The following is a 24,372-nucleotide window of genomic DNA, read 5'->3' on the forward strand; positions in this document are numbered from 1 at the left end:
TGAATGTATACTTTTTTGTCTATTTTTATAATATCAATGAAATCAGATAAAAGTCAATGTTTATAAGGAAATGAAAGTAAACTTTTGGCTAAAAGTTTACTTTGAATTATTTTGTCTTTAACGCGAAAAATCAACATAATAATATATACAGAATTCACTAGTAAGATATACTCTTGTTAGAAATGCGACAAGAGTGGGAGTGAGGCTATATCATACCTTACATGATCTCTGGTGTACTTAATGAACATCCACGTGTCGCCATGGCTTACCGTGATAGCGCCGATCGTGACAAATTCGTAGATTTTTATGACAAGGTAACATCACCCGAAGTCACTCTGGCTCCAGCATCGAAATAGGTTAGATTGCTAAAGGTACCTCTATTGTTTCTCGTAGACGAAGCATACACTTCTCAAACATGCCCTTGTTGCCAAAGAAGAAAGAAAGTGCGGACACGTAACTACGTTTGTGTGTGCGGCTACGAAGAACACAGGGACATTCACGGTGCCCGCAACATTTTGGCAAAAGAACTGTACGGAAAGATGTGTCATATCCCGGAAGAAACGAAGAGAAAGTATTTGTGGATTGCGTAAGCAAAAAGTAGTAGACGGTGTGTTCCCACCCTTCTGCATGTGCAGAAGTTGCTTAGTCAAATGAAGAAAAGGAGTCCCTGCATAGGTGCAGAGAGGAGATGGAAAATCCGCTTCTCATGGGACCTTGTCTTTGTTGATACTAAGAAATCCCCACTTCAAGCGGAAGCGAGTAAGTGGGGGAGGTTCATAGTGAATTATTTTTGTACTTAAATCACTTAATCTCTAAAATCATTGCTAAATCGATTGCATAATTCGTGCGAGTTCTTTTTCTAAAGCAGCGGGCTCGTTTGCATAATTGTAAATCCCTAAAAACTTCTCTATAGCCTCTGGATGGGAACTGATTAGCTTGTTGACAGCATCTTGTTGTTCAGATATGCGTTCATTCTTCGAAATTTGGCATCCCATGTGAAACCGAACCATAAACTCATCTTCTATTGCCTTTTGATATTCTTCAGACATTTGATTTGATTGATCGGATTGTCCCTTATATTTTGATAGAATATTGGATAATATACGTGCTCCACATATAGCATCATGGATACCCTGCGCCATGCCAGGATCTTTAAAACAAACTGCATCTCCAACCAACGCCCATCCTTTTCCCATTCCTTTATACCAGTAATTATCATATCCGAGAATGCCTTTGACCGGTTCTACTAGTTCTGCATTTTTCAAACGCGCCCCAATTGTTGTATTCGGAAAGTTATCTGTAAAGAAATTGCGTAGACAGCTTTCCGGATTTAATTTCAACCGTTCTATCAATTCCTTATTTTCTAATGGGAAAATGCCGACAATTACATATAAATCATCATTCGTCGGAAAGAGAATGGCTGTGTTATCTTTTATCTTGTATACTTCAAATTTAGGGACATTATCGTGGCGAAATCCAGAGAAATACCCGAAATAGATGCCGACTGTTGCCGGAATACTTATTTTGAGTTCACTTTTTACCAGCTTGCGAATAATAGAGGATCGGCCGTCTGCCCCGACTACCAGGCGAGCTAAAAATTCTTGTTTCTCGTTGTCGCCGTCTAAACCTTTCACGCCTATCACTGTTTCGTCATCACGGATGACATCCGTCACACGAAATCCTTCTAAAACAGTTACATTCATTTGGGATTTGGCTTGTTCAAGTAGAATATGATCGAGATAAGTTCTTCTAATACAATAACAACTTTCCTCTCCGTAAACCTCAGGGATGAGACCTTCTATCACGGTATCCTCAAATTGAAATTTAATATCCCGTACCGGCGGTGCTTTTGTTTCCAATAACTTGTCCAGGACACCGGTTTCTCGAAGAAGAGCGACAGTATTATTGAAAAAGGTATGGGTTGATAATGTGTCCCTTGGAAAATACGCTCGGTCCACTAACAACACATGGAAACCTGCCTTAGCAAGATAAATTGCCAGGGTAGAGCCGGCACATCTAGCACCGGTAATGATGACATCATACGTCTTATTCATCGTATCACTCCATTTTCAAGTATAATTATTAACTTGCTTATCCATTAGCAGAGTTCTAAAGTTAATGCCCCTACGAGTTAAAGTAATGGGGAAAATTGATAAGAATGCACTACATACATAAAGTATGGAAGCTAAAACGAAATAAGTACAGAAAATTCTCACCTGCTATACAATTAAAAAGAATTTGTGGTAAAAATCGGAATGATAATTTAAGTATTAAATAAAGGTCCGTTTACTTGTCTCGTGAAGAGTTAATAGGGGTATCGCCAGCATTTCAGAAAAAACCCACGCTAAGCAAAAAATATAATAAGCTGTCCATATGGACAGCTTATTTACATAATGATCGTTCTCGGAAGTAAATATATTTGGTTTATCTGTGATTCGTAGTAATTTCATCAAAAAAACATTTTAATTCAGAAAACTTTTCTAAATCTCCCATTGTTGAAAAAACTTCTTCCCCTTTTTCATGACAAATCACAATTGAAGGAATCTTCTTTAATAAACCAACAGTTTGCTTCTGTTCTTTAAATTTTATGATTTCTTCATGTTTAATTTCAAAAAGAATTTTATTCATTTTCATTGTTTCTGTATAAAAAATTATTCTCTTATTTGTTGATAACAATAATCCAAATACATCAGGAGAATTAGAAATTATACCGCTTAACATTGAAAGAGAAGTCAAATTGCTATATTTATAATAAGCTTTAATTTGATTTCTCACTTTTTCATTCTCTTCTAATAAAATTTGTTTTAACATATTAAGTCTCTCCTTATATAAAAATAAAATATTGATAATATTTCTGGAATATATATATATCTATATTATCATGAGAAGAAAACGTAACAACTTATTGTTTTGCATAATTTTGATTAATAACAAGATTCTTAATGTATTTTTAAAAAAAACAATGACTTTCATAGTAATCTACACTCACTAATGATTCTCACCTGAATATCCCTTTAAATCTTCCATTGCTATGGCTATAGCGTGTTTTTCTGTATCAATTAACGATATTCCTTGTTTAATAGGAGCCCAATACTCATATTCATAATCCTCAAACCAAGCAAAAACTTCTGTAGTGAAAAAACCATTATTTCGTTTGATCACTTGAACCTTGTATCTTTTGTTTTTGGAAACAATCTCTTTAATAATTTCTTTCATTGTCTTTCTCCTTCTACCTTTTATCCAGATTGTACGACATCAAGAATATAGATAATGAAAGGTATTTTGATTGCATAAAGTATTCATTCTAGGTTAACATAACGTCTCATTATTGGTAGCAAGGAAAAGTGGGAACCCAACTCTCACAAGGGAACTTTCTTTTTTTGTTCTATGGACTTATACATTTTTTATACATTCCTATTATAGTGCGGTTTTAGGTTTCTGGTTTGTTATTGGATAAACCCAAAAACTGTACTAAATCTTGCATGCTCTTAGCGTGGGTTTTTTCCGAAATGCTGTCGATACCTCTACTTATAGTTGTTTAATCTTAAGGTAAGATGCTTCATTCCACTAAAAAATATAACAATAAAGTCGTTTAGAAATCTAGGTGTTAATCAACAATCGCGTCCAATTGTTGATTAACATTGAGATTCATCATCCTTTCTCGGTTTGTTTAAGAAACGGCCCTTGTTATTGTATATTCTTTAATAAGAATTCTGTAATCTCTTCATTTAGCTCATGATGGAAATATTCTCGATTAAATCCATGTGGATCTTGTGAAGGAAGAAAAGATGCATTTGTCATTTCTTTTGGGAATGGACTAAGAAACGAAAAATGTCCTGCGTTTTTAACTATTCTATGCTGAATTTTAGTACTGTCAGTTATCCCATTTAATATAATTTCTGCATGAAAATAAGGTGCAAGTTGATCTTTCTCCCCAACAAGCATTAGAATGGGGATGTTTATGTCTTCCAAAGCACCTTTTGTTTTAAACCAAACTGAAGCTGGTGCTAAAAGAACTAAAGATTTTATTCTGTAATCAGGTGTAATCTTGATAAGATGAGATTTCTCATCAGAAGACTCATAAGAGAAAGAGGTTGGTACTCCTCCCGATGCTGCTAATGCTGTGTATCCTCCCATAGAATGTCCGATGACTGAAACAGAATCAGGTTTTAAAGTTTTTGCAAAATCTTCACTATTAAAGAACCAATCGATTGCCATAGAAATATGCTTTGGCCTAATGGTTAGATTATCTACTGTACCTTCCAAGGTATTGTCGTTTCGATTATTGAATGGATGTTCAGGCATTCCTACTACAAATCCGTTACGAGCCAAGTGACGAGCAATCGTTCGATAAACTAATGGTGAACCACCGGTGCCATGAGATATTAAGACCAATCTAAACACACCTTCTCGAGGTTCAGCATTACTTGAAACATTCAAATGATAAGGTCCAATATTTTCAAATTTTTCAGGGGTATTTGTTGGATACATAACAAACATAGGAAAAGTTATATCTAATTGTTCATCAAAAAGCTCAACTCTTCGATAGCCAGCGAACATTACATCATTTTTTTCTATTTCTTCATTCATCAAATTCATCTCCTATTAACCTTTAATTATTTATCCTCGTAACCTTATTAATAATACAATAGCAATAATCCCTTTATAAGCTCAATAGGTCGTAGTTGGAAATAAAAGTAAGACTATGACCTGTTTTTACACGTATCTCGGCTGTACCCCAAGATGGTTTGTGTCACTTGTTTTTCCCTTATGCTTAAGATAAGATCATCCTCTCCGATCTTATCTTTTTTTGTGGATTTATAATACGAAAAAAGAATCCTTATCACAAGGATTCTGTAACAGGAAACAACAAATATATAATAAAGAGAATTACTTATATTATAATTTAATAATAACAAATTAAATATTTGGGAGTGTGGTGGGGTATGGGGAAAGTAAAGGAATTAGAATCAATAATAAAAGAATTAGAAGAAGAGATACAATGGCGGGATAATCATATTATAGAAATTAATTCTGATAATACACGGGTATTAGAACAGTCAATGGAAGTAGCAAGACTTATTGAGTTGTATGATAAATTCATTAGGAAAATGAATTTAGAAGATGAATTAAAGGTATTCTTGAAAGAAGAGATAAACAGTTACAATTAAAGAACAACACGCAATATTAACGGTTCTGGTGCAAAAATTTTAATATACATGTAGGCCATATACTTACCTCCTAAGGTTTAACTCATCTTTTATCAACATGTTAATTAATATAGAAGATTTGAATTAACTATGAACCAGAGAATACCGATTAAATTACATGTAGCTTGCTTTCTCAAAGTATGGGCAAAAACACCTGTAAAATAAATAACCAGTTCCTTAACGTACACGGAACTGGTTAAAATCTGTCCAATTTGTGTCTAAACGTACAATTTTCTTTTTTTGATATGGTGAGCCCAATTACATAATTTAAAACATTTAAAAAAGCTAATTCTATCTTATACATGGATATAAAATTAGCTTTTTGTTTATCGTAAATTAGTGATTTAATAAAAAAAGTACATGTAAATACAATCCAGTATATGAACCGTTTTTACATGTATCTCGACTAGATACATCTATCCAGTTGGTATATTTTGTCTTATTCCCCCTTTTCGGGGGATGGGCAAAAACCCCCGACTTGAAAAATAGTAGCATCTAAAATACGGATACGTTGAAAATAAGAAGTATATTGGTTTTGGATTTGAGACGAATCGTTTAGTCTGCTTTTGATTAAAAGGGAAAATATACGCTGTAGAAATAAAACAGCGCACCGATTAAAACGTTGATTAAGTCCTTCAGGACTCATAAGTGTAGCTGTATTTGCATAAAGCTGGCTACATAATCGAGTGAGAGAATCACTTGCTACATGTTGACTGATCCAAATACATAAAGCAGCCAAATCTTGTGCGCCATACTTACTTTTACGTTTTACAAAACCTGTCTCTTGTGCAAGTTGTCGAAGAATATGTGGAGATAGATATCGCTGTAGTTCTTCAGCGAACAAATGAAACTCATCTTGAATCGATAGATTCATACAAAAACGCCATCCTTTCCTATGATTCTACAGAAAGAATAGCGTATTTTTACACTTTAAGGGGTATTTTGTTTTGTTAGATTGATAGCAATGGGGTCACCATATCATTTCGGGAAAATTGTACGTTTAGACATAAAATGGACATATTTAACTAGTAAGAGGAGCTAGACTATATATCTTAGCTCCTCTTACTGGCAAACTATTTAATTACCAAGGATACAATTCCTAAAATGATACACAGAATTCCGCTCAATAATTGTCCGATTCCAGAAGAATCTGTTGCAGTCAATTTCGAAGGATCCTTTTCATCCGGGGAAAACTCGTTTCCCACTTCAGTCCACTCTCTCTCATTTTATTTACCTGGATACCATTCTTTTAACCAATTGTCAATTTCATTGCTGGTTTTTCCCATGAAACGAATGTTAGAAGCATTGTTCTTATCAGTGGTAAATCCCAAACCATGCTTATGAATACGAGTCAAATATGCTCCATCCTTGTTTATCAAATGGAATTGCATTTGATTGCTAATATTATTTTGGATTTGGACAAGTTCCAATGCTTGGCTATCGCCAATCAAATGTGAATATAGAAGCGGAAAGTCTTCTTTCCCTGTAAGATACCTCGGACCTGATTTTATCAATACTTTATTGCTTCCTTTTTTAATCGGGGTAATTTGCTGAATTTCATTATTAGGTAATCCATAACCGTCTATTACCACAGATGCTTCTAGAGTCAGGTTAGTCTCTGCAAATATATTTATTAATCGATTATCAAAATCTGAACGGGCATTAGAGTCATTATTGACATAATTTTCAAGAATATTTTTTTCTACTGTCTTTGAAGTACTTGTTCCTAGAATTTGTTTTTCTGCTGGTAATCTCTTGAAAAGTGCATCCTCATCAACACCCCAATTACGGATACCATTATGATAAGCATTTGGGAATGTTTGTTGTAAAAATTTATATCCTAACTCATTTCTACGACCGCTATTGTCGCTTTGTAGATAATAGGTTTTAAAATTCGTAAGTGAAACACCAGTATTTCCTTCATCTAGTTGTTTTTGTGTAATATACAAAAGATTATGTTTAGATAGTTCAGGTTCATCAGGAGTTAAGTCTACTATTGTACCAGCTTCCTTAATACGAATTTGTTCACCATGTTTGATTGTTTTGAATTCAACTTGTCCATTTGGATAAGCAAGTTTAACTTTCTTGCTAAAATTTTTATCTTTATAATAATCAAACACACTAATACCAAATTCTCCTTTTTGAAAAACAGGAGCTTTGTAAGTAATATTTTCATAAAAATTGTCATAGCTAGTTTTTGCATTGATTTCCTCTAACCATGCCGTAAACGGCTCTTTAAGAAACGCGTCATAGATACTTCCAAATGTTGTAACAATCGTTCCAAACGTATCAACATCTGCTTTCACCTTATATTCCGTTGAGGGAGTGGCTAGTGGAATTCCGCTGAATAGGACCCCCATTGCCAGTCCTACGGGTAGGATTTTCCGTACATTTTTTTTACTTTTTTCATTCATAATGTTGTTCCTCACTTTCTGCTTGTTTTTTTGTTTTAAGAACACTAATTTTTTAAATTTACAGGTAATGTAAACCCCTTATCATAAATAATCAGACTCCATTATAAAAAGATAAAAACTACATTCTTCTCTAAACGTTATGCAGAAGCAATACTGGAGTCACATACAGACAAATGTTTACATCACAACAGTAGTATTAATATAGGCCCATGAATAGGGAGAAAGTCACTCTTGCTAACTTTCAACATCAACTGAACTTCGCCTCGTATTGGGGGGATGTGATCATTTCATCTTTTGACGGAGTGCGTATTCAAGTAGGTGTTTCATTCCTACATGTAGAGCCAAATCCTCATTAATAGAATCAGGAAAGGGGAAACCACTGATTACTTTGTCAGCGATCAGTTTACCAGCTTATTGCTTTACCAAATTTTTATTGGTACTATCTTCTCCTTTCTTAATGGTCATACCATTTACACCTTTATTAAAACATCTAGTTTTTAAGTATGTAAGTAACAGAATAGTAACAAACAAATCCGTTATATAATAGTATCAAAATTTTCGCAGCCAAATTATTATATCGATAAAATTACTATTACATTTCATTCAAGTAGTTGTAACAATTATAAGTTGATATATAAGATAAAAGATAATTATTGTAACCTTTAAAAATAATTCAATATAATTTTAATGTTATTGATATAGTTTAATCATAACCTGCATATCGATCCCCTTTATTTGGATATGCAAAATTACATAAAATATAGGGGTATCAACTACTCTGAGCTATGTTTTTTCGATAAGGGTTCAGAGGAATTCTCTATATTACTATTAATTGATGATAATTTCTCTTTGGTGTGAAAATGTGTTTTTTTATGTGTCCAGAAAATTGTATGTTTATGAACAGAGGATAAAACTCAATAATATCAACGTTTTCTAGCTGTAATCATGCTCATAAAGTGTGTAAACAAATCAATGTTCAATTAAACTTAGGTTTTTATCTTTCTGAACATGTATTCATCTTAAAAAAATGCTGTAATGATAAGGTTTTGTAATCATTACCGTACAATTTTCCCAAAATAATATAGTGACCCCACTTAGCGGATTAATTCAACACAAAGTTAAATGTAGACTATTGATTTGGTTTTTTATTTTTTATTAATTATTACGGTACGTGAAATTATTTTATATCGTAGTGAAAAAGCCCCCATAGACCATAAATCTATGAGAGCTGCCTAAGGGTATTTTACATTCGACTTGATTCTATTGTAGCAAGCTTTCACCAAATAGCAAAAACATAATGATCCAAAACCAAATAATCAAACGAAATGCACTCTTGAATCCTCCCCACAGGAAAAATGTTTCCTCTTGCATTTTTATCAGCCTTTCCTACTTGTTCTTTGGTTCTCCAAACCATTCATACATTGCCTGCTGGCTTATAATCCATTCCTTACGCTTCCCTTCAGGATGCAAAAAATACTTCACTAAACCTTCCTGTAACATGCGCTCTAATTCATTTATTTGCTTCTCGTTCATTAAAGAAGGGCTATATTTATTCTTAATTGTCTCACGAGGAATCCCCCAATAAAAAGCTGCTTCAGATGGTGTCATGTATTTATCAATTTCTTTCATGAGAATTCTCCTTTGTTTGTGCTTTTCCTTTTATGTTACAATAAATAAAGAAGGAAATGGACGAGATTTCCTTCTTCTTCAGTCACTCATTAACTAAACCCTTTGTTTGCTCTTAAGCAAATGAAGGGTTTTTATTTTGCTTGTTTACATTTACTATCTATGACAGCCAAACGGATCAACTTCAGCTTAATATCCTTACTAAGAGAAAGCCATTCAGATGTACTAATTTTCATATCTTTTTCCTCCCCATTCCCATTTTATAATTTAAGAAGATATCTTTATAACATAACCTTATAAGGTTATGTTATAACAAAACAAGAAACCTTTCAAGGTTATTTTGTGGTTTTCAGATATTTTATAAAAAATTTTTAATAATACCCTCAACTCACTTTAAACCGCTTATTTCCGCCTACAACACGTCATTTGTTATTTAGGTCTTATGTCATTCGCTTTTAAATAAACATTGGTTATATCGAAATCTGAGAAGGCGTTTTTTGATGAGAGTATGATTTTTTAAGGTAATTCCTAAAAATAACAAAAGAGCTGGATTTTCATCACAGCTCTTTTGTTATTTGGGTCCGTATGTGTAAATGTGGAATATTGAGAACAGCCAAAAAAACTTATTTCCTGTTTTATTCGAATTACGAACGATTAAATGATTTTTAAACTTTGCAACAGAACCCTAATACATTTTTTATTATCCCGCCCAAACATCTTTTGAATAATACAGGTTTTCTTCTAACTGTTGTAACCACGCACTTGCTTGTTGTTCGCTCACGTTGTGAATGTTAGCGTAACATTTAATAAGCGTATTCTCTAAATCTGGCGCCATTTTTCTTCCATCACCACATATATACAAATGCGCACCTTGATTAAGTAAATTAATCACCTTTTCAGCATCTTGTTTTATTAAATGCTGAACGTATATTTTCGGCTGATCCTTCATTCGAGAGAAAGCTGTGTGAAGAGCCACAATTCCTTCTTTCTGTGTTTGCTCAAGTTCTTCTTGATATAGATAATCCTCTTGAGGTGAACGACACCCAAAATAGAGATGCGCTTCACCTAATGATTCACCATTAATTTTCATTGATTTTCGAGCTTGCAGAAAACCTCTAAATGGTGCAATTCCTGTTCCCGGCCCCACCATAATAATCGGGGTTTTAGGATTTTTCGGAAGTTCGAATCCAGACTGTGAATTTGAAATAAAACATGTAATCGAATCTCCCTCTTTAAGTTGAGCTAAGTAGGTAGAAGCAATTCCTCTGTATTTTCCATTTCCACTCCATGCGTTGTCTTCCACAACACCAACGGTAATACTCAATTTCTGGTCATTTACTCTTGGCGAAGAAGAAATTGAATAATATCGTGGACGCAATGCTGGAAGTAATTCTATGAAATTACTAAATTCCATTTCGCATGCTGGGTATCTCTCTAATAATTCAAGCATAGTTAATCGTCTGGATAAAACTTGTTCTTTGTAAACATGTTTTTCTAATAGTGCTTCGAGCTCTATTTTATGCGGCGGACAAACAGTTTTTGCTGCCATTGCACGTAATTGATGTCTTGTGACCGGTTCTTGAAGTTCTACAAATTGCAGTAACTCATTAATTGAAACAGTGCGCCCTAAAGGAAGATGTACTAATTTTTTATTATCACTAGTTAACCGGATAAAATGAGACCCATTTAACTGAAAACGAGTTAGCACACGATTCACCAATTCAGGGTAATTTATTGGAATCACACCTAAATGGTCGCCTTCTTTGTAAGTCACATTACTCGGTAAAGAAATTTCAAGATGTCTTGTGCTTCTTCCACTACATGGCTGTTGTAATTCTTTATTCTTGTCAACTTGTGCTGTAAAAGTAGAATGCACTTTTGTTAAAGTCGCTACCGCTCCACTTCCTACGTATTCAAAGGAAAGAGTAGAAGCACTTGTTTCATTACCTTTGATATCAAGATTGAAATAATCTGCTACATCATTCCATAGCTGCTCACGCCACTCTTCATAAGCTTCTTCAAAGTCATCACTTGCATCTCCTTCACCACGCTCTGTGAGACGCTCTGCTCCTTTTATTGCAAGTTGTTCATCAATAAAGAAAGGTACCTTTTGATAGGTAGTGGCCCAGCTCTTATCGCCGCAGCCAAATACGGCATAGTGAACACCTTTCACTTCATGCTCAGATGCTTTCTCCAACCACTCTACAAACTTCTTCGCATTATCAGGCGGATTTCCGTTATAAGAAGCAGAGATAATCAATACTACTCCTTTTTTAGGAAGGTTCCCTGCATGTGAATCTAATGAAGCAGCTTGTGCTGCAAATCCTTTACTAAGAGCGATATCTACCAATTCACGTGCTATTCCTTCTGATGTCCCCATATTGGAACCATATAGTACGAGTAATGGCGTGTTATGAACATAATCCACTACTTTACGAACATTTTTTTCTGGCTGTTCACGGTAAGGAGCAGGGATACCACCTAGAGGAATTTTTTTTGATACTGCTTTTAAAGTAAGCCCTTCTGGTTTTAACGTTAAAGTTTCTTTAATATCTAATTCGTAATTTTCATGATCATAAAAATCAAAATGCTTCAACATCATTCCAAGTACAAGAGCCGCTTCATGAATTGCAAACTGCTGTCCTATACATGCACGCTGTCCGTTTCCAAAAGGCTTGAATGCGTGCTGTGGAATTGTACTTGGATTCTCGAAACGTTCTGGTCGAAATTCCTCTACATCCTCACCCCAAATTATTTTATCACGATGAAGCTGTGGAATAAGTACCTTAATCTCTTCTCCCTGCTTTAACAAATATTCTCCACCAAGCACAGTGTCTTCTTTTGGATATAGAGAAAAAGCAGGGGCAGTGGGCCATAAACGAAGGGATTCATTTAATACCATAGTTATATATTTCAACTGCTTCACTTGTCTATAAGTAGGAACCGGATCTATCAATACACGAGTTGCTTCTTCTGTTGCTTTATGTAAAATATGCGGATTTTTCACTAGGAAATAAAGTGCGAACGACAATAGACCACTCGTCGTCTCATGGCCTGCTATTAAAAATGTTATCATCTGATAACGAATATTTTCATCATCTAACACTTCTCCTGTTTCCGGGTCTTTTCCGTTTAGCATATGAGCAAGCAGATCATCTCCTTGCTCACCACTTATTTTTCGATCTGCAATTATTTTATCCACTAACCCATTCATGTATTGAATATCTTTTTGAAGTTGAAATTTTTTCTCCTTATATGATGGATCATCTGGATTCACACGCTGTAATTGGCTCATTGACTCATCTAGTGCACGCACCATGCTCATAATAAATGGATGAGGCTGATCACGATAGAAACTGTTAAAGCGATAATTAAAACCACAAAGTCCAATTGTATCAAGTGTCAAACGTGTCATATCCTCTGGTACATCAATATGCTCATCAGCATTTAAGCGCTCCCATTTTTGAATCAACTGCATAGCGATATCTACCATCATCGCATGGTACCCTTTCATTGCTTGTTGACTAAAAATTGGTAATAAAATGTTATGAGCTTTCTTCCAGTTCTTTTCGTATGACCAACTCGTAAAAAGACCATCTCCAGCAAAGCTTCTTACATTTTTGAGTGCTGGGCCTATGTTTTTATCAAAGCGTGATTCATCACATACCTCTTTAACTAATCGTTGACTAGATACATAACGCGTAACCTGATTAGGTGTTTCAAACTTAAATATTTCTCCCATTTGATCAGCAATTTTCATTAAAGATTGAAGTGGTTTTTCTTTATTTAATAATAATAAATTTCCAAAATCTCCATCTGTTTTAGGTTGCGGTATTTCCTTTATGACCATTTGTAACCCTCTCCCCTTTATGTAAATTAATGAATTGTTGCTGATAGTTATCCATAAACTGTCCTCAACATCTTGAACCAACTTGTCTGTTCATTCTCCCTTTTTGCTTTCAATTAGCTCACAGATCTCCATAAAACTTCCAAACAAGATTTCATTTTTTCTAACGTCTTCAAACAATTAAGTTTTCATTATAGTTGGACGTTTTAGCTTTGTATTCATTGTGTATACCTCTTTTTTTGATATGTTTTCGTTAATCAGTCACAAAACCCTAATTATAAGCGTTCATTACTTTAGGTAGTAATATGATTGGATTCAATTATATCTGTTAATTGGTCGAGAATTCGTAAAAGTGATAGTATTCGTTTTTGTACTCATGTACTTTCCTTTCTTTGTTGTTTGAAATTTCAAAAAACAAACAATTGTTGAGTATCAATCAATCGTTTGTTTTTGTTCAATTGTTAGTTATATTATAGTATTGAGAACAGAGTCTGACCATAATCAAAAAATCTAGTATTGTTGAGTATCAACCAAATAATTTTTATATGTCTTTTTTTTATGAAATATTGAACATTGGAGAGGAATTTGATGAAAAATAATCCGAAAACGGACAGAAGAATTAAGCGATCGAAAATAGCTTTAAAAAAATCTCTTTTTTCATTAATGGAAGAAAAAGATTTAAAGTCAATATCCATTACGGAGATTACAGAAAGAGCGGATTGTAATAGAGGAACATTCTATTCCCATTACGAAAGCAAAGAAAATTTATTAGAAGAAATAGTTCAAGAAAAGATGGAAGACTTAATTACAGCATTAGTTGACTCATACCCAAACGACAAGGATATCCTATTTGAAGAAATGTCTTCTGCGGCAATGGCGCTATTTACGCACTTTTGGAATAATGTTTATTATTATCAATTAATGCTGAATAAGCATGTGTATTCAGGTTTTCAAGAGTATTTGTGTGAAACAATCAATAACCATTTTTTAAAAAATCTAAGAGCGGTACGAATAAATCCCAACCATAATATTAATCATGAAATAAATTCTTATTATACAGCCTATTCCATCTTAGGAATGCTGGTTTATTGGTTTAAAAACGACCTAGTTTACACCCCTCAATATATGGCCAATCAATTAATGAATATCCTGACAAACCATCCTTATAAAGTAAATGTCATTGGATCTGAAAAGGATACATTAGTGATGCAAAAATAAACCACCATATCTAAATTTAATGATCGATGGAAATGATGGAGTAATTAGGGCTATCCCTGGCTCATACAACTATTATGCGATAGATACATCAATATGGGCCGGAATTTGATGAATAAATTCGACGTTATCTTAAATAAACGAATAACTCATGGAGAGTAGATGGAACATATATAAGTAAAAGGTCAATTTATGTTACGATAAATAAAGAAGGAAATGGACGAGATTTCCTTCTACTTCAGTCACTCATTAACTATGCCCTTTGTTTGCTGTTAAGCAAATGAAGGGTTTTTATTTTGCTTGTTTATATTTACTATCTATGACAGCCAAAAGGATCAACTTCAGCTTAATATCGTTACTAAGAGAAAACCATTCGGATGTACCAATTTTCATATCCTTTTCCCCCTATTCCCTTTTTATACTTCAAGAAAATTAACCCCTTAAAACATTTGTTATATTGAAATCTGTGAAGCTATTTTTTTGATGCGAGTATGATTTTTTAAAAGTTAATTCCTAAAAATAACAAAAGAGCCGGATTTTCATCACAGCTCATGTATGAATTGGTTCTGTATGTGTACATGTAGGATATTGAGAACAGCCAAAAAACTTATTACCTGTTTTATTTGAATTACGAACGACTAAATCATGTTTACATGTGGGACATTTCCGTTCTGCAGGTTTTACCCCTTGATACACATCTTCAGCCGAATATTCGGGATTGATTTTATTAATCAATTTCTGAAGTTCTACACGATCTATAAGTTTTACATGACATGCCTCCGCTAATTCTTTCGCCTGTCTTGTATATACATTGTTTGTTACAACCCAGCCCTCGTGTGCTTTGTAATAGGCCTGTGCTGCATATATCTCTTGGACGGCACTGATGCCAACTCTATTTTTCATCCCGTATCGTTTGGCCTGAATTACAATACGATTTTTCCCCTTTAATACAAGATCTGCACCGAAATCATTTGACTGCTTTGTGACCATTGGGGAATAACCAAGCTCTCGAAAGAGGGCCTTCAGATACACTTCGAATTGATGTCCGTCCATTTTATCTATATAGCGAATACCAGACCTCGCCATTCGCTTCAGCATTCTACGCTCCTGGATCTTTCGGTACATAAACTTACAAATACGAAAAAGAACATAAAGGATAAAACCACAAATCAAAATCAGTAGTATGTTTGGCATTTGGGGTAGATTAGACACTTCTCTCCACCTCTTTAATTGGTTTCATTTTCTTTGGTTGGGCTGTTTCTTCTGCCTGTTGCTCACTCACTTGTTTCTTCCGGACATCGTTCCAATCTTTTTCATTCATTGGTATATCCTCTTTAAGATCTACAAAGCATCTCATCGTCTGAATGAAGTCTTTCCCGGCCTTATCGTTATCAACCGCCATAATGACCTCTTTAATATCGTGCCCTTCTTTTTTCGCATCCATTAAAGATTGAATCACTGTTTTTGACTTCAATCCATGCATAGAAACCAGGCGAGCATTTTGTATTTTATTTTGCTTGATACTCCAATGAGATAACATGTCGATTGGATCTTCATAAAAATAAATCTTATCCGGTTTACCTACATCAACCGTAAAACCGGCATTGATTTTTTCATAATTTGGGACGATTTGCTTAAAGCTACCCCTTTTATTCTCCATTTTGACCGTACCTTGACGATTCATTCCAATGACTTGCCCTTTGCCACCTTCTTCCCTCCATTTGAATACCACGTTATTTTTCTTATCCTGGGCGATGAGATCCTTTTTAATCAGCCAATTCACTAAACGAGGATCAATTTTTCTTTCATCAATTAGGTATTGCTTGATTTCTGTCTGTTTCGGTACCTCTAAATGTTTTGGATAACTAAAAGGCTGCTGCTCTTTTTTGCGTTCTTCTTCAGCTTTTGAACGATCAAACTCTTTGTATTCCCCTTTCTGAATGTCCATCACAGCTTGTGGAAATGTCATGTCATAGTACATCATGGCAAAGCTAATCGCCCCATATCCTTTTTCCCCACGACTATTCCAGGCGTATTGATTCCCTTTAATAATGAGACTGTCATGCTCCGTATGACGATAATAGTTCCCTTCTTTCTTAAACGTTTCTCCTTTTGCTTCCAGATATGAAATCAGGTCTACTTTTCTTGCTTTCATCGCATCCTCCGTACTGACACGTGCCATTACGGAATCCCCCCTTTACTCTATAAAATGAAATAAAAAAGAGGACTATTCCGATTCCTAGTCCTCTTTTGCTACTTATAGTTGATACATTTCATTTTTATTTGCCGAATAAGAATTTTAGTCTCTTCTCCTGTACGCTGTATGATAAACGAGCGTCAAATTTTTTCCCGTTTTTGTTCGAGATAAACCCTTTAATCTGATCCGTTACATTCTTTTCTAATAACTTTTTAACATGGTTACTACTTAAATTTTTACCAGAGAATGTACCAAAAATAATAAAATCACAACCTTTTTTGTATTTCTCACATAAGTAATTACTTTTCCCTATAAGAACTCTACTTTTACATAATGGACATTTTCCAATAGTACGATCTTCAGTCGTTGGAAAACGGAATTTCAAACTCCCGTCCGCTTCCATATAGATAGCTGCTGTAAATTCTCCCTTTTCTCCTTGAAAGCCGTTTATAAAATCCGTTGTTTTATACTGAATTAGCTTTTTCATCTGATTACCAGGGATCGCTTTCCCTTTCATCTTGGCTGGTAACATAAAATCACATCCATTTTTATGCTCCGTGCATCCATAAAATGTTTTACGATGAAGCATATCCCCTTTTTTACATTTTGGACATTTACCAAATGACAGCTCCTCTTGTGTTGGGAACTGAAATTTTACTTTCCCTTCATGTAACACTAGATAAGCGGAAAACTCCTTCTCATTGGACTTAAATCCTTTTAAAAGGTCTGTTTTCTTATCTTCAAACAGCTTTTTCGCTTGCGCTTCCGGAATCGCTTTTTCTTTAATTTTTTTCGGTAAGGAGATTTCACATTCCGGATAATTACTGCACCCGTAAAAGTTTCCTTTATGAAGGATTTTTCCCTTTCTACAAGGGCATTTGCACACCTCAATCTGCTGATTCCAAGTATTAATAATGCTATCCGACACCTTATCATCCATTGCGCCTAATTGTTCCACCGTGTCTCTTACAAACGTATTTGTTTTCTCTACAAATTCCTCATATTTCATTTCTTTTTTTTCGATCATGTAGATCATCCCTTCCATTTCAGCCGTATAAGCTGGATTTTTGATTTCATCTACCGGAAAAGCATCTATAAACGCACGACCAATATTAGTGGTTCGAATCTGACTGTTGGTAACATCAATATAGCTTCGCTCTAACAATTTCGGAATAAACGTTTCTTCCGTTGCGACCGTCCCAATCCGTTTTCCTTTCATAAGTTCTTTCAAATGTTCATCATCTAATTTACGCCCTGCCGTCTCCATAAAGGTTAAAATGGAACTTTCCGTATGAAAGGCTGGTTTCTTTGTTCGAGACTCAATCAAGTCATACTGAACGATTCTGAAAGAATCTCCTTCTCGTAAAATAGGTATCTGAAACGCTTCAACTGATCCCTCTTCTATATCCTCTTGAAACACACTTAGAAACCCTTTCTCTTGTAGGATCTTTTCTTTTGTACTGTATGTGATACCCTCTTGATCTATAAAATGTACTTCTCTTACCAGGTAGATTGCTGGTTTCATAAAGTTCCCAATAAATCGTTTTACAATTAAGTCATATAACTGTTTTTCTAATGGATTTCGGTTGGTCCCGACATATAATTTTGTTGTTGGGATGATGGCAAAGTGACTACTTACTAATTCATCATTAAAAGTAGAATGTTTCTTTGTAATAGAAGATGGAATTACTTGTTGTACGAGATTTGCATAGGAGCTTTTTTCTAATGCTCCCATTACTTCTTTCACTCGTTCCACTTGTTCTGTAGGTAAGTGCCTAGATGAAGAACGAGGATATGTGATAAAGCCTTCTTCATACAAACTCTGAATATGTTTTTTTGCTGTTTCCGCATTTATCTTCAGTTGGGCGTGAGCATCTTTGTAGATATCCGTTAAGTTATATAATAATTTTGGTTTCTTTTTTCTCGTACTCTCTTTAAATTCCGTTACGATTACATTCGTTTCTTTCAAGCTATCTCCAAGCTTTTGTAGTGGCGATGGATCTATCAGTTGCTCTTCTGTTTTCATTACTGGTGATAAACCGTTTTCCGTTAGTAGCTTTAAATTGTAATAGGTTTGTTCTTTATAATTTTGGATAGCGATTTCTCTCTGACGGATCTCATTCAAGATACACATTTGAACACGACCAGAAGCCAATAAAAATTGATTTTTTGCTAGTTTGGATGTACAGCCCCTTGTAACATTAATCCCTAGAATATAATCGAGGTACTGCCTCGCTTTAGCGGATTGAGCAAGTCCGTCATAGTCTGTTCCTGGTTCCAATCGATTCAATGCTCCCTCTAATTCTGCGGCTTCATAAGAAGAGATAAAAAGACGAGACTGTCGCTTGTTCACACCTGCATGTTCAACTATTTCTCGATAGATAAGCTCACCCTCTCTATCTGCATCACAGGAGTTGACCACATGATCCACATCGGGACGATTTAACAACTTAACCAATATTTGAATTTGTTCGAGACTATCCGATTTCTCTTTATATTCCGGCTCTAAAATAATGGGTAAGTGATCAAATTTAAATTCTTTGTACCTCTCGTCCATCTCCTCTGGATGTTTTAGTTCTAATAAATGCCCCCGGCACCAACTAATAATGTAATTTTCATTTTCATAGTAGCCATAATACGGCTTGCTTCCTGGATGCTTTTGCGAGTTTCTAAATCTTGGTGATTTTAATAATTCAACAGCCACCTTAGGCTTTTCAGCAATAAATAATGTTTTCCCCATACGTATTACCTCCTATTAATCTACAATTTCCGTTTTACGCTTCCATTTTTTATTTCTGTGCTTTTTCATTATTTTGCGACCAAAATAATAGCAATGTGTTCAAAAAGACAGCTACAAGGAACATACAGCCCGCAAACAGCCATACATTCATGACATTCACTCCTTTCGTTCTATAAACAAGAAAGAGGGCTTTTCTTTTACCCTCTTTCATTTCTGGATATAAAAAAATCACTTTCCGTTTTCTCAATTGAGTAACAAAAAATGATTTAATCTGGTGTTCCTGTTATAAAATTTTTCATCGTTCCATTTCCATTGTTTCCTTTTTTCTACTTGATTTCTTTGTAACCCTTGACTGGTCTACATTACCTGGATCAATAGGCTCTCGCTCCTTTTCTTTTTCCTTGTTGTTCATTTGTTTTCCGTTCAATGGCTGAAATTTTTTATCAAACTCCATTTCCTTTGAAGTTGTAGACTGATTCATCGTTATTCCTTCTTTCCCAAGCTTCTCATCCACTTGGTTTTCTAATTTCACAACGTGTTCCTGGCTTACTAGCTCATTATCAATCGAAACATATTTCGTTGTATAATACCGTTCTTCAGCTTTTACACGAGTGACAATACTATCAATATTATCTAGTGTTTCTTCATATTGTGAACGTCTGTATGCTTCGAATTTTCGGCTTAAATCCTTATCTAACGTAGTTGGCTCCTTTTCTTTTGAAGGTTGAATTTGTTGATCTAGAGAAGCAATAGGTGCATATCCATCTGTCTTCATTTCTTTATATAATTCCACTTCTTTTTCATTAAATGAGTAATCTTTTTGTGCCTCCGCTTTATCAACTAAGAGTCCATATCGTTCATCTTTTACGATTTCATCTAGACTCATATTTGCATCTTTTTCATAAACAACAAATGACAAATTCCCTCTTCCATCAAAGATAGAACTTTGAACCTTTTCATATAAATCTGGTTTCAAAATGTTATCTAAATAGATATTTTCTCGTTTCCCGTTCTTTTCCATGAGGGAAACATATAAATTGTCCCGATCTGTTTTATCTTGATTCCATACAGACAAATAACTGATATCTTTCGTAACGGCATCCATCATGTGGATTCTTGCAAGCTCTTCATCTTGTATACTGTTTGCTAATACTTCAATTGTAACTAAGTGATTGGGTGTCTCTTTCGGTTTTTCTAATGGATTTTCTTGTGCTTTTTCCATCGGTATTTCTTTGTTATGTCTATAATTCATCACTTCATCTCGTAACGCTTGTTTTACTTCATCCGATAAATACCTTTTCTCGTTTAATACTTGTTCATACGGTGTCTTGTAGTCCCCATCCCCCATATCCAAACGATCCATACTCACAAGCTCCATTCTCCCAAAATCTCTATCTACTTCTTTTGGAATGGCAATATGATAACGGGTTTTATCATATGGTACGTATTCATCTCTTTCTCTTGCTTCCTCTTTTGCTTTTTCAATATTTTTAATGACTTCAGCCATTTTTTCATTGGCCTCTCCAAATGGAATCAACTGACTACCCTTAAAATTTTCGTTTTCGTTCCACTGAACTAACATAGTTGGACGATTTATTTCATTTTGATTTAGCGCTGCATACTTTTCTTGATTCGCTTCGTTAAATGCATCAATAAATTCTTTATCACTCAATTTTTCTGCGCCTTCTACGGGCTCAAACGCTCTGTTTCTATCCGCTTGTTCCCTTAACTCTGCAACAGAAACAAGCTCTTGTGTCGTGTTACTTAAACTCATAAATTCGACCAATAAAATATTTTTTTCGTCCTGTTTTTCATTTTGATTCGCCATACTTTCCACCTCTTTTTCATTTATTTGTTCTTTTTCCTTTTCTAATGTGTTTTCAATTGTCTCAATAAATTCAATCGAAGTTTCATGTACTTCTTTCAACAACTTGGTTTTATCTTTCATTTCTTTTCCTTGTGTCCAGCTCGCTAAATATCCTAATGAATATTCGCTTGTATCAATTCCAAAATAAGAAGAAACGGCGTAAGCTGTCATTTCTGCTTGAAACTCTTTTTCTGGTGCTGTGTAATTCATATGTGTCTCTGCTGTATGAAGTTTGGCATGTGCCAATTCATGAAGAAGTGTTTTAACATTTTGTAATTCACTGTTTCTAGGATTCAAAGCAACCTCTTTTGTTAGGGTATAGCTCACGCCTTTTGAAACACCCAGCTCCGCTTTGGGCGCAATGATTTTCACACCGTTCTTTTCCGCAATGGCTTCCATTCCTTTATACAAACTCTGGTAATCTGTAACGCTCCCTTCTAGCCAACGATTCGGAAAAATACGAGGTAGATCTTCCGCTTTTGCGTTTGTTTGCGACACATCGAACACATGGCCCATAGCAAAATATAAGCGACCAGGCATCACTTCTACGCTTTTAGATTCAATTTGTTTCTTCTCTTCCTCATTTGCTTTAGTTACTGTTTTCCAAGTGCCTTCTTTGTCCTTAAATTTTGCTACAGTTCGGTTTGGAACAAGGATTTTTATTCCTTTCTCACCCTTCTTAACCGGAAATCCTTTTTCTTTCCAAAAAGAAAAGGAACCAACTGCACTGGCTCCCTGGAATTGACTCTGTATTAATGAAATATTAGATGGTGAATAGTGATAAAACTTTGCCATAAACGTTAGATACTCTTTTAAATCTCCCGGTGTACGAAAATAACCTTCTACGCTTTTTTCCATCTTTTTTGTTAAAGCTTGCACCGCTTCTTTCTTTTCTTCTGGTGATTTCGTTTGATACTTTTTCTTATAACTTTTACTCATGATCTTCTCCTACACTTTCACTCGCTTTTTGCAATTCTTCCATGTCTTCTTCATTCCATCTTTCCGTTGTATCAAAGAAAAGTGCATGTGTTTTTACGTTAACCGGAACTAACATATTCTCTTGATTCATAACATGGACTGCAAGTTCTTCCTCTTGTTCTCGTGTAATTTTAATTGTTAGTTCTTCCTCTTTTACAAGTAAAACGAGTTCACCTTCCCCAACCTCTTTAATGACTCCTAATGCGATATCTTCATGAAATAATAACATCTAAATAACCTCCTATTTTTTTATAAAAAGAACAATGTAGCTTACGTTACATTGTTCTTTGATGCCTCGTGATCTATACGTTTTTGTCTTGCATGACTAATCCGTTCCGCTACAACTTCTTTTGCTATCTTCACACTTCCCATCTCTTGTTTATCAGTCGTAATAAGGCTATCTACGCCCTCTAAAAAGAAATAACCATTTAATAACTCAATTAAAATTTGCGTATTTCTATCCGCACTATTTGCACCAAGACGAATTTTTGTTAGCTCACTTTTTAACACATCATGTAAGTTTTTTGATACCACTTCCGTTACATAATTTAACGACCATTCTGTATTCTTTGCCGCTTCATGCTCCTTGCAAATTCTTCCCATTGCTTCCCCTGTATATCGAATTCCATGTTCCTCCATGTAATCATTTATATAATCCTCTGTCTCTTGATCCATCGTTACCTGTCTTCTAATTGTACTCATTTAATAACCCCTCTCATTTTGGTATGCACTTTCTTTTTGCATGCGCTCATAATACTTTTGGTTCTTCCAACTTTCATATTCACTTTTAAAAGCACGCTCCACCTTTCTCATAGAATACTGAATAGATACATTCTGTTGAAATTTTTGAAAAGGCTTTGATTTTTTCATGTGATGGATTCTCTTTTGTTCTTTATCATATGCCTTCATTTCTTGTAAAAAAGCGTTACCCATTCTTTTATACAGATCACTGATTTTATTCGTCTTGTAATTTTCATATTGCTTCTTATCATACTTTCCTTCCCCATATGCTTCTTTAAAAACTTGCACTTCTTTATCTAACTTTTGAAGAAACTGATCGTAATCTTTTTTATGATGGTGTTGAATATACCGACTGCTTAATTCATCAATTTGCGGCTTTAATGGTTGAATCGTATTGTAGCTATATTGCCACTGTCTTTTATCACTTGGTAACTGTTTATAGATTTGTAAAAACAATGGTTTCAAATGTTGATTACGCCAATCAAAAACGGAATCTTCTTTTTTCCTTCCCACCATATTGTTTCGAATCAGATCATTAATTTGTTTTTGTTCCTGCTTGCGATTCAACAAATTATTTACGACTTTACCCTTCATCGCATCTAATGTTTTTGGTTTTCTTTTACCACGTTCTCTCGTTGGAAATGGTTCAACAGTTGCCACATGAATATGAATATTATCCGTATTAAAGTGAATGGCTGCCGACCAGATAGAGCTTTTTTCCAACCCCTCTCTTTTTTGCATTTCCTTCATCGCAAGCCGCGTTACATCCATTAACTTTTTTTCATCCAATGTTTTTGTTTTCTCATCATAAATCCCTTGTTTCTCTAACCAGTGATTATGAAAAGAAATGACATCTTGCCACATGATACTTCCATTCTCATGAGCCGTTTTAAACATTTCCTTTAAGGACTTTTTTTCACTTTCTGTTAAACGATTTGCGTGTTCCGTAAATAGTGCCGATGTCTTTTCTGCATTCCCCATATAGTCTTGATACGTTTCGAACATTTTCGGATTTAGCTTTACTTCACTTTTCGCTTCCTCCCGATCTACATAATCAATATAGTTCTGAAAAGCATCTGAACTTGGCAACACAAATTTCGTTTTTAAAACAACACCTGGTGTGACCGAAGACTGAACAGGAACAGCATTACTCATTTTCAATATCCTGCATCATCATTTGAATAAACTCATTCATTTTTTCCATTGCGCTATAACAATCACTCATCATATGGATGTTCTTTTCAATAAGATTTTCTAACTCCATTTCCCTTTTATTTTGTTGCTGAAAAAATGCCAACATTTCAATTTGGTCTTTCAAAAATTTCTGCCGGGATAATCCTTTCCTCTTTGCAATTTCATCTATTTTCTTTACGGCAATTGGATCTACTTCTCTAATTCTAATTTCCACTTTTCCCTCTCCTTTCTGCAAATCTGGGTAGAGATCAAAAAATAGTGAGAAGAGCATAAGGGGTTTTTGTTCCCACCTAAGGTGTGAAGCTAGGCGGAGCCTAGCAAAACGATGGGAACAAGAAAACCT

General features: G+C 34.7%; 18 protein-coding genes and 2 pseudogenes. 4 read left to right on the plus strand and 16 right to left on the minus strand.

The features are described 5' to 3' along the window. Window positions 1-173: 173 nt before the first annotated feature. A pseudogene (locus JDS81_RS30455) lies at window positions 174-356 on the plus strand (nucleoid-structuring protein H-NS); the annotation flags it as partial. Between the two features lie 24 nt (window positions 357-380). Further along, a complete protein-coding gene (locus tag JDS81_RS16445) occupies window positions 381-590 on the plus strand; it encodes a zinc ribbon domain-containing protein (RefSeq protein ID WP_098718819.1) in 210 nt (69 codons plus the stop codon). Between the two features lie 234 nt (window positions 591-824). Here the strand turns inward: JDS81_RS16445 and JDS81_RS16450 are convergent, their stop codons facing one another. The 4 genes from JDS81_RS16450 to JDS81_RS16465 form a co-directional block, all read right to left on the minus strand. After that, window positions 825-2,054 carry an NAD(P)/FAD-dependent oxidoreductase gene (locus JDS81_RS16450; RefSeq protein ID WP_199688583.1) on the minus strand — a complete coding sequence of 410 codons (1,230 nt, stop codon included), beginning with the start codon at window positions 2,052-2,054 and terminating at the stop codon, window positions 825-827. Between the two features lie 370 nt (window positions 2,055-2,424). Next, window positions 2,425-2,811 (minus strand): hypothetical protein, encoded by a 387-nt coding sequence (locus JDS81_RS16455; protein WP_199688585.1) that lies wholly within the window; start codon window positions 2,809-2,811, stop codon window positions 2,425-2,427. A gap of 177 nt (window positions 2,812-2,988) precedes the next feature. Next, window positions 2,989-3,216: a hypothetical protein gene (locus tag JDS81_RS16460; protein WP_199688587.1), complete on the minus strand. Its 228-nt coding sequence runs from the start codon at window positions 3,214-3,216 to the stop codon at window positions 2,989-2,991. Between the two features lie 471 nt (window positions 3,217-3,687). Then, window positions 3,688-4,590, minus strand: a complete 903-nt coding sequence (locus tag JDS81_RS16465) for an alpha/beta hydrolase family protein (RefSeq protein ID WP_141506616.1) — start codon at window positions 4,588-4,590, stop codon at window positions 3,688-3,690. 356 nt (window positions 4,591-4,946) lie between these two features. On the opposite strand from JDS81_RS16465, the gene JDS81_RS16470 reads away from it, so the two are divergent. Next, entirely contained in the window at window positions 4,947-5,171 is a 225-nt protein-coding gene (locus JDS81_RS16470) for a hypothetical protein (RefSeq protein WP_000521113.1), read from the plus strand. Between the two features lie 624 nt (window positions 5,172-5,795). Here the strand turns inward: JDS81_RS16470 and JDS81_RS16475 are convergent. The 4 genes and pseudogenes from JDS81_RS16475 to JDS81_RS16490 form a co-directional block, all read right to left on the minus strand. Then, window positions 5,796-6,084: pseudogene (locus JDS81_RS16475) on the minus strand (IS4 family transposase); the annotation flags it as partial. Window positions 6,085-6,436: 352 nt separating this feature from the next. Beyond that, entirely contained in the window at window positions 6,437-7,624 is a 1,188-nt protein-coding gene (locus JDS81_RS16480) for a hypothetical protein (protein ID WP_098656405.1), read from the minus strand. 1,386 nt (window positions 7,625-9,010) lie between these two features. After that, window positions 9,011-9,253 carry a helix-turn-helix domain-containing protein gene (locus JDS81_RS16485; RefSeq protein WP_097955029.1) on the minus strand — a complete coding sequence of 81 codons (243 nt, stop codon included), beginning with the start codon at window positions 9,251-9,253 and terminating at the stop codon, window positions 9,011-9,013. Window positions 9,254-9,950: 697 nt separating this feature from the next. Further along, the gene (locus JDS81_RS16490) at window positions 9,951-13,100 is read right to left on the minus strand and encodes a bifunctional cytochrome P450/NADPH--P450 reductase (RefSeq protein WP_199688593.1); all 3,150 of its coding nucleotides are present in this window, start codon (window positions 13,098-13,100) and stop codon (window positions 9,951-9,953) included. Window positions 13,101-13,685: 585 nt separating this feature from the next. Here JDS81_RS16490 and JDS81_RS16495 point away from each other — a divergent pair. Next, window positions 13,686-14,315 (plus strand): TetR/AcrR family transcriptional regulator, encoded by a 630-nt coding sequence (locus tag JDS81_RS16495; protein ID WP_097887900.1) that lies wholly within the window; start codon window positions 13,686-13,688, stop codon window positions 14,313-14,315. A gap of 546 nt (window positions 14,316-14,861) precedes the next feature. On the opposite strand, the gene JDS81_RS16500 is transcribed toward JDS81_RS16495, so the two are convergent. The 8 genes from JDS81_RS16500 to JDS81_RS16535 all read right to left on the minus strand — a co-directional run bounded on the left by JDS81_RS16500 (window position 14,862) and on the right by JDS81_RS16535 (window position 24,243). Beyond that, window positions 14,862-15,524, minus strand: a complete 663-nt coding sequence (locus JDS81_RS16500) for a restriction endonuclease (RefSeq protein WP_097887901.1) — start codon at window positions 15,522-15,524, stop codon at window positions 14,862-14,864. Further along, window positions 15,517-16,494 (minus strand): DUF3991 and TOPRIM domain-containing protein, encoded by a 978-nt coding sequence (locus JDS81_RS16505; RefSeq protein ID WP_097955032.1) that lies wholly within the window; start codon window positions 16,492-16,494, stop codon window positions 15,517-15,519. The genes JDS81_RS16500 and JDS81_RS16505 overlap by 8 nt, the downstream gene beginning before the upstream one ends. A gap of 97 nt (window positions 16,495-16,591) precedes the next feature. Continuing rightward, the gene (locus JDS81_RS16510; RefSeq protein WP_199688594.1) at window positions 16,592-19,249 is read right to left on the minus strand and encodes a type IA DNA topoisomerase; all 2,658 of its coding nucleotides are present in this window, start codon (window positions 19,247-19,249) and stop codon (window positions 16,592-16,594) included. 295 nt (window positions 19,250-19,544) lie between these two features. Further along, complete coding sequence (locus JDS81_RS16515) at window positions 19,545-22,055, minus strand: LPD25 domain-containing protein (protein WP_199688595.1); 2,511 nt, start codon at window positions 22,053-22,055, stop codon at window positions 19,545-19,547. Continuing rightward, window positions 22,048-22,323, minus strand: a complete 276-nt coding sequence (locus JDS81_RS16520; protein WP_098145843.1) for a hypothetical protein — start codon at window positions 22,321-22,323, stop codon at window positions 22,048-22,050. Before JDS81_RS16520 ends, JDS81_RS16515 begins: the two co-directional genes overlap by 8 nt. Before the next feature lie 41 nt (window positions 22,324-22,364). Beyond that, the gene (locus JDS81_RS16525; RefSeq protein WP_098140073.1) at window positions 22,365-22,796 is read right to left on the minus strand and encodes a hypothetical protein; all 432 of its coding nucleotides are present in this window, start codon (window positions 22,794-22,796) and stop codon (window positions 22,365-22,367) included. Next, the gene (gene mobP2 / locus JDS81_RS16530) at window positions 22,797-23,990 is read right to left on the minus strand and encodes a MobP2 family relaxase (RefSeq protein ID WP_098145841.1); all 1,194 of its coding nucleotides are present in this window, start codon (window positions 23,988-23,990) and stop codon (window positions 22,797-22,799) included. Next, a complete protein-coding gene (locus JDS81_RS16535) occupies window positions 23,983-24,243 on the minus strand; it encodes a hypothetical protein (RefSeq protein WP_087949414.1) in 261 nt (86 codons plus the stop codon). Before JDS81_RS16535 ends, mobP2 begins: the two co-directional genes overlap by 8 nt. Between the last annotated feature and the right edge of the window lie 129 nt (window positions 24,244-24,372).

Source organism: Bacillus cereus group sp. N31 (genome assembly GCF_016483245.1).
Taxonomy (GTDB): domain Bacteria; phylum Bacillota; class Bacilli; order Bacillales; family Bacillaceae_G; genus Bacillus_A; species Bacillus_A toyonensis.